The sequence below is a fragment of the Oceanobacillus sp. CFH 90083 genome (assembly GCF_009389585.1).
Taxonomy (GTDB): Bacteria; Bacillota; Bacilli; order Bacillales; family Amphibacillaceae; genus Oceanobacillus.
The window spans coordinates 121077-134551 of record NZ_VIYG01000011.1 but is presented as its reverse complement, the minus strand read 5'-3'; the positions used below and the strand labels follow the sequence as shown (position 1 = coordinate 134551).

Here is a 13475-nt window from a genome sequence, read left to right as displayed (position 1 = left end):
AGAGATAACAACTTAAGAGTAAATGGTATAGCAGATGAAAGAACTTTAGCAGCTATTGATGAAGCTATCAATAATCGCTGGGTAATTAACCATGAAACGTATAATGTAACACTCGATCAAGCATTAAACATCCAAATGAACCAACTGCAGCAAACTGATATGTATCGCAACAGTGCGGCTTATGTGCATAAGAATTATGTGAATGCATCCGGTTCTACGGGAACAACGACTGCTAATGTAAATGTCCGATCATCAGCAAGTAATACAAGTCATATTTATGGACAGATCAGCAGTGGAACAACAGTCACTATTGTTGGTTCTACAGGTGATTGGTACAGAATCAACTACAGTGTTTGGAGAAATCCAACTAGAGATGATGTGAGAAATTATCTGAATCCAGAGAATAATGATATATTCCAGCACTTAGACTTGACCAGCAGTGCTGGTGTAACAGCTTCTTCTTTAAATAGCACAGTTTTACGCGGTAGAGGAATTCTGGCTGACAAAGGATCAGCTTTTATAACGGCAGGCAGACAGCATAGTGTTAACGAGATCTACTTGATTTCCCATGCTTTATTAGAAACCGGCAACGGAAGTTCAGCTTTAGCAAGAGGAATTGAAGTAGGCTTAAATAGCAGTGGAAATCCTGTTGTTGTAACAGCGTCTAATCGAGGCAGCCTTACAAATATCAGAACGACTTATAATATGTATGGGATTGGGGCTGTGGATGGTAATGCCCATAACGGTGGAGCGATTCGAGCTTACAATGAAGGCTGGTTTACACCAGAGCAAGCAATCATTGGCGGTGCCAGATTTATTGGAAACAGCTATATTCACAATCAGTATAATCAAAATACGCTATACAAAATGAGGTGGAATCCTGCAAATCCTGGCTATCCGCAATATGCAACAGATATTGCCTGGGCTGTGAAACAGGTTCCAAACATAAAGAGATTATATGATATGCTGGATAATCCGGTATTTAAATTTAATATCGCGCAATATCGCTAGATACTTTAACACTCGAGTCCTTCTCTAAATTGAAGCTCGAGTGTTTTTTACGTTTTTCTGTCACAGTTATCGTCGAATTATGATAGAATAAACGAAAGAAGAGTAATAGAATAGGAAGGTAATCATTTACTAGACTAAAATGAAGCAGGTGAACAACTATGTGGAGTGTTACAGAATTGCTAATAGCGTTTCTGATCGCACTTTTGACAGCAATCATCACGATACCAATTATTATCTGGGCGTCTAAAAAATTAAATCTGGTAGATCAGCCTGATCAAAGAAAGCAACATCAAAGGGCTGTCCCAAGTATTGGCGGTTTGTCCATCTTTCTAGGTATTGCCGCAGGTTTTTTATATCTGCAGCCGGAAGATCCGCAGATGACGGCCATTATTATTGGTGGGATTATCATGCTATTAACTGGGCTTCTGGACGATATTTTTGACCTTCGTCCCGGTACAAAGCTCTTAGGTCAAATAGTCGCTGCTTCCATTGTAGCTTATTCAGGACTAGTCATTGAGAAATTGACATTACCTTTTATGGGCACGGTATTCCTGGGAGAATATGTCGGCATAGCTCTTACTATTTTCTGGATTGTTGCTGCTGCCAATGCAATTAATTTAATCGATGGATTAGACGGACTGGCTGCAGGTGTGTCAACTATTGCTTTCATCAGTATTTTGATTATGGCTATCATGGATTATCGTGTTGTCGTTATTGGATTATCTGTACTATTAATCGGCTCCACACTCGGATTTTTGGTGTTTAATTTTCACCCGGCTAAAATCTTCATGGGAGATACGGGTGCATTATTTTTAGGGTATTCGATTGCGGTTATATCCATGCTCGGATTATTCAAAAATGTAGCCTTCTTTAGCTTTGTTATTCCCATTATTGTTATTGCGTTACCGGTATTTGATACTCTGCTTGCAATTATCCGGAGAATTCATAATCGACAAGGAATTTCTGTAGCGGATCGAAATCATATTCACTATCGATTATTAAAAAATGGCTATTCCCATAGACAATCCGTATGGATTATCTATGCGTTCAGTATGTTCTTTGGAGCAATGGCGATTGTAGTTAACAATGCACAGCTGATGACCTCCTTAGCTGTATTTTGTATCGTCATATTGGGGATACATCTATTCTCGATTATATGTGGCATCAGCTTGAATTGGAGATCCATATTATATGCAAGTAAAAAGAGTGGAATAAATAAGAGAAAATCGAATTAAGTTTAACATAAAAATATGATTTCAAAGCCTTCTATTCTGGAGATTGAAGAATAAGAAGGCTTGTTATTTCGGCTTATTTTTGATAGTGCCAGACAATCACAAAAAAACCTCTTTCCCAAAATAAATCCCGGGAAAGAGGTTTTTGTTAATAAGGACTTCCATCTGAATTATATTCATCTGTTTCTTCTTGATAAGGATCTTCTTGAGCAGGAGCTTCCTGGTAAGTTTCACCTTGTTCTTCATAAGAACCTTCTTCTTCTGAGTAAGTTTCTTCACCTTCTTGATATCCTTCTGCCTCATTCGTTACCCCTTCTTCTTCAGCAAGGGAATTAGAGATTTCTAAATGATTTTGCAGTATAGCTCTGGTCTCTTCCAAGGCAAATTCGTCAAGCAGCCAATAATAAGTGGAGCCTGGTTGATAATCACTACCCTCTAAGGTGAAGTTTTCGATATCAAGACCGCCGGTGCCAAATGTAATAAAGGTCATCATTTCATTGAATGTCATATTAGTATTCATGTTGTTGCCGACAGCTGCAATCAAATCATCGAATCGAAATACAGATCCGAGCGAGGTTGCTTTATTTGCTACAGCATTAACCACTTCCATTTGCCGTTTTCCGCGTTCAATATCATTGTCCAATTTACGGGTTCGTGCAAACGCTAGTGCTTCTTCGCCATCAAGCGTTTGTTTTCCAGGATAAAGATGGATCGAATCTCGTTTATCCATGGAATCAGACTCCTGGAATTCATATGGTACATCCACATCAACGCCGCCAATAGCATCCACCACATCTACAAATGCGTGGAAATTAACACGCACATAATAATCAACCGGGATATTCATTAAATTTTCGACTGTTTCAATTGTTGCTTTTGGACCGCCATAGGCATGAGCATGTGTAATTTTATCCTCGCGGCCTACTTCCGGAACATACAGAAGTGTATCTCGAGGGATACTTACTAATTTAACGCTTTTTTCATCTCGATTAAAAGTCGCTAACATAAGCGTATCTGAACGGGAGGTTTCTGCATTATCCCGATGATCATTTTCATCAACACCAATAATAAGGACAGAAACATTATCAATATTCGGATCAACCTCAAAATCTCTTAAATCTGATTTTTCACGACCATCATCTTCAAAAGAACCCGTGACAGCATTATTTGCTTTAACATATAAATAACTTCCATAACCAACAACACTTAGTAAAGCCAAGCCTGCAATAATTAAGGTGACTAAGACCCCTTTTCTGAGTTTACGTTTTTTGCGTGTAACCCTGCGAGCTTGCACATTTTTCTGTTTTGCCATTACAAATCTCCTTTTTTTACAAGAAATATCGACTGATTTCTTTGTAAACCACACTCAATTTTACTATGGAATGAACAATTAGTAAATTTACAATTACGTTACATCTTTATTCTTTGCTGACAGTATAGAAAATACAAGGTTTTCTATTGCATATGCTCCATATATCTAAAAATTTCCTCTTAAGTTATCCTTAATAATTGTGGAGGAGATACCATCTGTCCGGGGAAGGTATATGACTTCACAAAAGGACTTCAGCTCATCAAATTTTCCTGTCCAGTCATGTCCCATAACGAATGTGTCGACCTGATATTTTAAAATATCCTTCTCTTTTTGTTCCCAGGATACCTCAGGGATCACTTTATCGACATAACGTACAGATTCAAGAATAACTTTTCGGTCTGGATAGGAATAAAAAGACTGCTTATGCTTGAGTATATTAAAATCATCGGTGGATAATCCTACGATAAGATAATCCCCCATTTCTTTTGCTCGCTTTAATAAATTCACATGACCAACATGCAATAAATCAAAAGTACCATAGGTGATAACAGTACGTATTATTTTCACCCCCTAAAAGCTTATTAAAGTAATAGTAACATAAGAAAAGAAGAAAGAAGAAACGAGAGTTACAAAAAATACGTTTTTTCGATAGGAAGAACGGGTAGGGTGGTTTGATGAGGTTTTATTTTGAAGTATAAAGAAGCTAAGGAAAAAAGTATAAGTGCAATGATTTTCGGTGGGACGAGTAATCGCAAAAGCTCTTCGGTGGGACGAGTAATCGCAGTTCCAGTTCCAGTTCCAGTCCCAACTAAGGCAATCCTCCGCCTTTCAGGCTTGGCTTGCCAAGTTTTCTTATAGATGCCAGAAATTGCGCAATATGATTTAAGTAAAGTTGGATTCCTGGCATCTTAAGAAGAATTTATATACACTGCCTTATGAAACAGGGCTAATGGATCATAATGGACTTTAAGCTAATTCTTTTGGAATGCGTTTTGTATTTTGATCTAATAAATAAGTATAATAATCTGTACGTAACCTAGCGGCTTCTTCCTTCAGTAAAGAAGCATCTGGAGCACTGTTTGATTCGAAAAGGAAGAGGTTCTGGTTTTTATCAATGCCGATATCAAGACCTAGTGTTGCTAATTCTTTTTTGCGTGTTTTTTCTATCTTCTTTGCGATATTTAATGCAAACGAATCAAGATAATCATCTATCATTGCAGTATCCTCTTTAAATGTTTGTTTTAAAAATACATCGGTATCAAATGTGGCGGCTTCGTGCTGATTATTGGGCGAGATCTGCTGTGCTGTTCCTACTCGAATATATTTTTTCACTATGACCCAGTGACCTTCTTTATTTTTCTCCAAATGAATGTGGCAATTAAATGGTTCCCCTTGTTCTGTTTCGGAAGGAATATATTTTTGGACAATATATTTGTGTTTAGAAATAATATCCTGAAAATACGCGAAAGTCTCTTTCATGGTCATTTCTGCACTGGAATTCTGGTGGCAGACTACAAATGCATCTTTATCTACCTGAGAAATTTTATAAACGTTTTCTCCTGGTGGACTATAGACTGGCTTTACCATCACTTCGCCATATTTCATTAAGAAGCCTTTAATAATCGAGAATGTCTTACATCTGGCTGTTGGAATCGCATGCTTTTGGAAGTGTAAATCCTCTTCCAGCATTTTCTGTACACTTTCCTTGGAGATTTTATTTTTTCCGTCCTCTGTTAAATAAGCACGCTCTTGCAAATAGCTGATTTTTTGTTTGTATTTCAAGCAAAAAGCAGAAACATCAATAATCTCAGGGATATTTCTTTCTGCCATTTCCCAAGTATCTCCATCTAAAATCAATCCGGATGCAGTATGGTTATCTTCGTTAATATCGCTTGGGTTCATATACAGAATGCTGATTCCTTTTGATTTTGCTTCAATAGATATCTCTTTTGCAAGGTCTGTTGGTTCTTTAAAAGGCTGCATTAATCCTACAATCATGGAATCTTCTCTCCCCTTGTTCACTTGTTTTACGCATAATCTACAATCAATTTTACCATAAATAAAGACGATTTGAAGTACCATTTTTGAAATGAGAAACAGAATGCTGCATTTGTCAAGTAAAAGAAATGACAGGTTTTGTTAAAAAAAGTATTGAAATAATTATTCAGCAAGAATAAGGATGATAATTGTAAATAATTAGTTTATTTTGTTGTCGAAATGATTTTTTTCATGTAAAGTTATACATTATCAAAGTTTGAATTTTTTCTAAAAATGGCAAAGAAAAAGGAGCTCACATATGAAAGAGAACAGAGAAACATTGCAAAAAACGCTTAAACCGCATTGGGTATGGGCACTTGCTTTAGGGTCAGCGATTGGCTGGGGGGCATTTGTACAGCCGATTACCTGGATGGAGTCGGCAGGGCCATTAGGCGTTATTATCGGTTTCTTTATTGGCGCTTTATTAATGCTGTTAATTGCTGTAAGCTTTGGATTCCTTATTAAAAGCTTTCCGGTATCAGGCGGCGGCTTTGCATATGCATATATCAGCCTAGGAAGGACGCATGCTTTTATTTCTGGATGGTTCCTTACATTAGGATATATTTGCATTGTAGCGTTAAATGCATCGGCATTTGCACTCATGATTAAATTTATTTTCCCGCGTGTTATTGAGAACCTGCCTTTATATCAAGTCGCTGGCTGGGATGTCTATTTAACAGAAATCATTGTTGCAACATTGATTCTTATTCTATTTGGTGTTTCCAATTTGAGAGGCTCCAGTTTATCAGGAAGGATTCAATTTATTTTTTGTGTCATTATGATTGGTGCTATTTTTGCGTTATTATTACTTGTTGGAATTCAGCCGAGCGCAGGCTTGCAAAATATTACGCCCATGTTTCCTAGTGACACGACAGCGATTGCCGCCATCATTTCCATTGTAGCGATTGCGCCTTGGGCATATGTCGGATTTGATAATGTTCCGCAGACGGCAGAAGAGTTTAATTTCCCTGCGAAAAAAGCATTCAGTCTGATTGTTTTTGCTATTTTAGCAGCCGCTGCATTGTACAGCTTGATGATTATTGTTACAGCAATGGTCAGACCCTGGGAAGATGTTGCTGCAGAAGGGCATATCTGGGGAACAGGCTATATCATTCAGGAACTGCTCGGACCTCTGGGAATGGCGATTCTTGCTGTAGCTCTGGCAATGGGAATATTCACAGGCTTAAATGGCTTTATTATTTCCTCCAGCCGGTTGATGCTTTCCATGGCCCGTGCGAGTATACTGCCTAAAAGCTTTGGAAAGCTGCATCCCAAATATAATACTCCTTATGTAGGCATTATATTTGCGGTCATCATTTCTATGGCAGCACCATGGTTTGGAAGAGAAGCTTTACTATGGGTAGTGGATATGTCATCTATTGGTGTAACCATCGCTTATTTATATACATGTTATGCAGGGTTTACTTTATTTAAAATGAAGAAGGATCAGACCTTTAACGAAAAACGGCATATTGTAGCCCCAGGTAAAAAAATCTTGTCTTTCCTAGGAATGGTTGCAAGTGTCGTATTCTTGGCACTCTTGTTAATTCCAGGCTCACCGGCCTTTTTGGGAGCGGAGTCCAGAATTTCATTAGCGATATGGATTATATTGGGGCTTGTCTTTTATCTGATAAAAAGAAAGGATTTTAACAGCATCCCGGAAAAAGAAATGAATTATCGGATATTAGGGAAAGAGGAAATTGAAATAGAGAAAGATAGAGAGTAGTATAAGCGGAAGGAAAGGTATCTCTGAGAGGGATAGAGCCAAATATCTTTTCTTATAACAGTATTGGATCAATATAAAAATCTGTACCAAGGGTTCTTTTTAGAACGACAAGGTACAGATTTTTTTCACTTTGTAAATAGAATTAATAGAAGCGTTTAAAGCTATCGAAATGAGCGCTCCAGTAAGAGTTATCCAGAGATGTTATCGTAACACCGGTAGACGAGCCTGCATGCAGGAACTGATTATTTCCAAGGTAGATCCCCATATGGGAAGGGCCGGACTTATATGTTCCAGAGAAGAACACGAGATCTCCTACCTGCGGATTGCTGACAGTCTGTGATCGATCATAGTATCCTGCTACACTTGTACGAGGGATACTTTTTCCGGCTTGATTATATACATAATAGATAAAGCCACTGCAATCAAAACCGGCGCTTGGAGTTGATCCGCCCCATACATACGGTTTACCCTGCTGGCTTTTACCAGTTGAGATTAGCGTATTCACATCATAACCTGCACTAGCTGATGAGCTGCTTGTGCTGGAGCTGCTGTTACTGCTTGAACTGCTTCCGGAAGAACTTGAGTTAGAGCTGGAACTGCTGGACCCATTTACACTTAACTTTTGCCCAACAATAATTAAATCAGAAGACAAATTATTGATAGATTTTAAGTTAGATACTGTTGTACCATGCTGGCGGGCAATTTTAGAAAGACTGTCTCCGGATTTTACTGTATATGTGCTGGCAGAAGAACTGGAGCCAGAACCAGAACTCGAATTAGAGCGGTTGGAACTACCAGAGCTGTTACTGCTTGAGCCGCTGCTGCTGACAGTTAATTTATTTCCTGGAAAAATTAATGTAGTAGATAGATTGTTCCACTTCATTAAGTTATTTAAAGAAATACCGTGCCGAGAAGCAATACCGCTTAATGTATCACCAGACTTTACTGTATATGTACTTCCGCCTGAACGATTAGAGCTTGAGCTGGAACTTGAACTAGAGCTGGAGTTTGAATTCGAACTTGAAGATCCAGATGTTTTTAAAACCTGATTCGGGAAAATAAGATCCGAAGAAAGGTTATTAAGAGATTTCAATTTGGAGACAGTAGTCCCCTGGCTCTGTGCGATTTTCCATAGGTTGTCGCCGCTTTTTACTTTGTAAGATGCTGCGTCAGCACTGTCTGTTGCTACAAGAGCAGAGGCAATTGCTGCAGATGCAGTAACGGAAAAGATGATTTTCTTGTTCGCCATTTGTGTGTTTCCTCCTTAGATTTTAATACATGGGGTGTTATAGATGTGTTTGAATATGATTTGTAAGGAGACCAAAGAGGAGTGCATAGAGAAAAAGTCAATCTCTAAACGCATTGCCCCGTACATAAAAAATAAAGAAATTAGTTCTAAACTGTGTACGTAACAAATCTTGGTATAAGTACAAATCCAATATTCTATCAACCAATAAAGATGTATTTTACTCCCGGATGTTTATCTATTATCGTTTTTAGAGTGTGATTTGTTAGTGTTTGAACGAAGTATAAATACTAGTTTATTTAGTTACAAACATAAGACAAAAATATTTTTACCATTCTGTCTATGCAAAATAATCCAGTAAATACATCTTTATAGAATTATATCGTTTTATAGATAATAATGGTAGATGATAGACAAAATTGTAACATGTTTGTAATGTTCTTCGGGTTGAGTCTTAAGGACTATTTGAGGGATGGTTTTATATAGAAGTATAGATGTGTATATAAGTTAATAGTATTGGATTAGTAAATAAAAATAGATATTAAAGGGTTTATAAATCTATTATCTGTATAGAAATACCTTGTAAATGATTAATCGAAGCTTGATTTATCCCAGTTTATCTGCTGGTATGAGCCCGATTTCACTTAACTAACAACGGCTTTGAGAGGAGTAATCCCAGTTTCACTAACGAAGTGAATAGGAAATTCTACTGAATAAAATTTCACCTTACATCATTTCAATGAATTTATTTCGATAAATTATGTCATTTCCCGGGAAATAAAAGCAAAATATACATTTATTCAAAAGTTAACGTTATAATGAATAATAGTAAACTATTAACTATAAAAAGATAAAACGGAGGTATAGATTATGGGACAATCAACTTTACTTATAAAAAATATTCAAGAAGCCTATTTGCCTCAGGGAATGGTGAAAAAAGTATCTATTATGATAGAGAACGGAAAAATAGCACAAATTCTAACACAAGAAGAAGCAGCTGATCTATCATTTTCGGGAAAAGTCATTGATGCAAAGTATAAACTAAAGTTACTCCCAGGATTTATTGATGCGCATATTCATGGAGGCTATGGTGTTGATATGATGGATGCTACACCGGAGACCTTACAGACACTTGCAGACAACCTGCCATCAGAAGGAACGACCAGTTATCTTGCAACGACAATTACCCAATCAGATGAAAACATTTCAAATGCATTAAAAAATGTTGCCGCATGGGCAGCTAATGGAAAAAAACAAGGAGCGGATCTAGTCGGTATTCATTTGGAAGGTCCATTTGTGGAAGTTTCCAAAGCAGGAGCACAGCCGAAGCAATATATTACAGAACCAGATCTATCGAAATTTCTAGCATGGCAGGATGATGCAAACGGACAGATTCGGACAATTACAATGGCTCCTGAGCATGATAAAACTGGTGAATTTATTAAAACATTAGCTGAATCTGGCGTAAATGTATCTGCCGGCCATACAGACGCTTCCTTTCAGCAGATCAAACATGCAACAAATGCAGGAGTCAGGCAGCTGACACATTTATGTAATGCGATGAACGGTATTCACCATCGTGATATTGGAGCAGTAGGTGCTGCATTTCAATTAGAAGGGTTACGTGCAGAATTAATTGCAGACGGCATTCATGTTGTACCAGAAATGCTGCAATTAATTTTTGATAATGTTGGACCGGATCGAATCATTATGATTACAGATTCTATGCGGGCAAAAGGATTGAAAGAAGGAAAGTACGAGCTTGGCGGGCAGCCTGTTTATGTAAAAGACGGACAGGCCACATTGGATAACGGTTCACTTGCGGGAAGTATTTTAACAATGATTGATGCAGTGAAAATGATGCTGCAGTTAGATGGTGTGACTTTACAGGATATTGTAAAGATGACAGCTGTTAATCCGGCGCAGCAAGTTGGTATTTTTGATACGAAAGGAAGTATTGAGCTTGGGAAGGATGCGGATCTTGTTTTATTAAATGAGGAGATGGATATTGCTTATACTGTTTGTAGGGGAGAAGTAGTGTATCAGGAGGAATAAGTGATATTCCAGTAACAGATTGAAACAGTTAAAATCAGAGAAATACTTGATAAAAATTGTTTTTATGTAAAGGTTTGCTAAATCTATTATTTTAAGGAGTTATGCCAACTAATAGCACTTGTAATATAATTGTAAAAAAGAGTCGAAACTTGTCAGAACAGTGTCTGTTAACGGTTTCGTTATGAGGTAACGAAAACTTAATAAAAAAAATATGGTAAAATGCATTCGATATGATATAATTCGACTTATTGTAAAAACACCTGTGTCAATTATTGTAGTGATAAATTAATATGAGTATATAACTAGAAGGGATATTTGTCATTCATTTTAGCCACACACAATAAAATAGAAATTCTAATGGATACAATTATTTTCATAATAAGTAAGTTTAGTAAGGTTTTAAGACAAGAGTTTAATAAGTAACGGAGGTAAAGAAATGGAAGAAACGATATCTTTAAAGGAGATCGCTGAGGTTATTAAGAAACGGCTGCTACTTATATTGACATTTATTTTAGGTGTTGCTTTTATTGCAGCTGTTATCAGTTATTTTGTGTTAACTCCAACATATCAAAGCAGTTCACAGTTTATTGTTAATCAAACGCAGGAACAAGAGATGGGGCAGTTTACGCAGCAAGATTTAAGAACAAACGTTGAAATAATAAATACATACAATGTTATCATTAGCAGTGCTGCTATATTAGAGCCGGTTATTGATGAACTTGGCTTGGATTTATCACCAGGACAGCTTGCTAATAAAATCAGTGTCAGTAGCGAAGAAAATTCTCAAGTAGTAACCGTAACAGCAACAGATGAAAACCCAGCACAAGCAGTGAATATTGCCAATACCACCGTAGAAATATTTCAAGAAGAGATTCCAGGCATTATGAATGTAGATAATGTTGCTATCTTAACACACGCAGAATTAGTTGCGAACCCATCCCCGGTTGCCCCGAATCCAATCCTAAATATTGCAATTGGTATCGTACTTGGAGCTATGCTTGGTGTAGTAATTGCATTCTTACTGGAGTATTTAGATAATACTATTAAAACGGAACAGGATATTATAAAACAATTAGGAGTACCAGTACTTGGAGTTATCTCTCATGTCGATGAAAATGATATTCAGGCGCATCAACGTACAGATTTAGAACAAACTGGGACGACAGGAAGGAGAGCTTTAAATGGCGCGAAAAAAACAGTTTAACTTAGGAAGCAAAATGCGGCATTTAATTACGCATACGAATCCCCGATCCCCGATTTCGGAGCAATACCGTACGGTCAGAACAAATTTACAATTTGCATCTGTAGATAATGAAATAACAAGTATGCTCTTAACTTCTGCCGGACCTGCAGAAGGAAAGTCTATGACAACGGCAAATTTAGCTGTTGTGTATGCACAGCAGGGAAAGAAGGTTTTGTTAATTGACGCTGATTTACGGAAGCCGACGATTCACTATACCTTCCGTTTAGATAATTTGCGTGGACTAAGTAATATTTTAGTAGGTGAAACGACATTGGAAGAGACGGTGGAATCCTCGGACATTACTAATTTAGATGTCATTTCCTGTGGTCCAATACCGCCAAATCCATCTGAGCTGTTAGGTTCAAGAAGAATGCAGGCTTTTATCGAAGCAGCAAAACAAAAATATGATATGGTTATTTTTGATATGCCCCCGGTACTGGCTGTAACAGATGCGCAAATTCTATCTAATTATGTAGATGGTGCCATCTTGGTTGTCCGCAGCAAAAAAACAGAGAATGATGCAGCGAAGCAGGCATTAGAAGCATTGGAATCAGTCCATGCGAATGTTCTCGGTGTTGTCTTAAATGATAGAGATAAAAAAGAAGCAAATTATTATTATTACTATGGCAACTGAAAATAAAAAGAGTTCTTTTAAAAGAGCTCTTTTTATTGAAATTGGGTAGCTGTTTATAGCTTGAAGCGCAAGGGCGTGTGCGAAAACGTACATTGTGATTACTTAGTGCATAAGATATAATTCAACTAAATAGAATGAGTATTTATAGGAAAAACGTTTCATTTATCGATGTTGGGAGAGAAAAATAATGATAGATATACACACACATATTTTACCAGGTGTAGATGATGGAGCAAAATCGGAAGAAGATAGTATTGCCATGGCTAAGCAGGCTGTAGAGCAAGGTATCCAGACAATCATTGCAACACCGCATCATAATAATGGATCCTATTTTAATGATAAGGCATCTGTTCTTCGTAGTGTCTCTATCTTAAATGAATTATTCGGGAACGAAGGTATTCCTTTAGAAGTATTGCCTGGTCAGGAAACAAGAATATATGGTGAAATCTTACAAGGTATAGAAGATGATGAGATTCTTTCCTTAAATGAAACCAAATTTCTTTTTATTGAATTCCCTTCAGCGAGTGTACCACGATACGCAAAGCAGGTACTTTTTGATATTCAAATGAAGGGATATACACCTGTGATTGTTCATCCCGAACGCAATCAGGAATTACTGGAAAATCCTAATCTGCTATATGATTTTGTGAAAAATGGAGCATTGAGCCAAGTTACTGCTGCAAGTTTAATAGGTAAGTTTGGCAAGGATATAAAAAAATATGCAGAGCAGCTGATTGAATGTAACCAGACCCATTTTATTGCATCTGATGCACATAATGTAAAATCACGAAGGTTTGTGATGGATGAAGCATTTGATGCTGTCAAAAAAAACTATGGTTCTGATTTTGTCTATCTGTTTCAAGAAAATAGCCAGCTGCTCATAAATAATAAAAATGTGAATCGTATGGAACCGAGCTTGCCAAAAAAGAAAAAGTTCTTAGGGTTATTCTAAAGAAATAATTCTGCTTAGCATATATAA

At 37.2% G+C, this 13475-nt stretch carries 11 protein-coding genes; 7 read left to right on the top strand and 4 right to left on the bottom strand.

Going from position 1 to position 13475, the window contains the following annotated elements:
• A partial coding sequence (locus tag FLK20_RS16235; protein WP_152657638.1) for an N-acetylglucosaminidase occupies positions 1-1011 on the top strand: 1011 nt, incomplete at its 5' end.
• A 158-nt stretch (positions 1012-1169) separates the two neighbouring features.
• Entirely contained in the window at positions 1170-2246 is a 1077-nt protein-coding gene (locus tag FLK20_RS16230) for an MraY family glycosyltransferase (RefSeq protein WP_152657637.1), read from the top strand.
• A gap of 145 nt (positions 2247-2391) precedes the next feature.
• On the opposite strand, the gene FLK20_RS16225 is transcribed toward FLK20_RS16230, so the two are convergent.
• From FLK20_RS16225 to FLK20_RS16215, 3 genes are all read right to left on the bottom strand, one after another.
• Complete coding sequence (locus FLK20_RS16225) at positions 2392-3555, bottom strand: LCP family protein (protein ID WP_152657636.1); 1164 nt, start codon at positions 3553-3555, stop codon at positions 2392-2394.
• Between the two features lie 165 nt (positions 3556-3720).
• Positions 3721-4113 carry a glycerol-3-phosphate cytidylyltransferase gene (tagD, locus tag FLK20_RS16220; protein WP_152657648.1) on the bottom strand — a complete coding sequence of 131 codons (393 nt, stop codon included), beginning with the start codon at positions 4111-4113 and terminating at the stop codon, positions 3721-3723.
• Between the two features lie 408 nt (positions 4114-4521).
• Positions 4522-5553, bottom strand: a complete 1032-nt coding sequence (locus FLK20_RS16215; RefSeq protein WP_194165647.1) for a YheC/YheD family protein — start codon at positions 5551-5553, stop codon at positions 4522-4524.
• A gap of 298 nt (positions 5554-5851) precedes the next feature.
• Between FLK20_RS16215 and FLK20_RS16210 the strand changes: the two genes are divergently transcribed.
• On the top strand, positions 5852-7318 hold the full coding sequence (locus FLK20_RS16210; RefSeq protein ID WP_152657634.1) for an APC family permease: 1467 nt from the start codon (positions 5852-5854) through the stop codon (positions 7316-7318).
• Positions 7319-7460: 142 nt separating this feature from the next.
• Here FLK20_RS16210 and FLK20_RS16205 read toward each other — a convergent pair whose 3' ends face one another.
• A complete protein-coding gene (locus FLK20_RS16205; protein ID WP_152657633.1) occupies positions 7461-8567 on the bottom strand; it encodes a C40 family peptidase in 1107 nt (368 codons plus the stop codon).
• A gap of 867 nt (positions 8568-9434) precedes the next feature.
• Between FLK20_RS16205 and nagA the strand changes: the two genes are divergently transcribed.
• From nagA to FLK20_RS16185, 4 genes are all read left to right on the top strand, one after another.
• Positions 9435-10619 (top strand): N-acetylglucosamine-6-phosphate deacetylase, encoded by a 1185-nt coding sequence (gene nagA / locus FLK20_RS16200; protein ID WP_152657632.1) that lies wholly within the window; start codon positions 9435-9437, stop codon positions 10617-10619.
• A 436-nt stretch (positions 10620-11055) separates the two neighbouring features.
• A complete protein-coding gene (locus FLK20_RS16195; protein WP_152657631.1) occupies positions 11056-11823 on the top strand; it encodes a YveK family protein in 768 nt (255 codons plus the stop codon).
• Entirely contained in the window at positions 11801-12496 is a 696-nt protein-coding gene (locus tag FLK20_RS16190; RefSeq protein WP_152657630.1) for a CpsD/CapB family tyrosine-protein kinase, read from the top strand. The genes FLK20_RS16195 and FLK20_RS16190 overlap by 23 nt, the downstream gene beginning before the upstream one ends.
• A 187-nt stretch (positions 12497-12683) precedes the next feature.
• On the top strand, positions 12684-13448 hold the full coding sequence (locus FLK20_RS16185; RefSeq protein ID WP_152657629.1) for a tyrosine-protein phosphatase: 765 nt from the start codon (positions 12684-12686) through the stop codon (positions 13446-13448).
• The last annotated feature ends 27 nt before the right edge of the window (positions 13449-13475 follow it).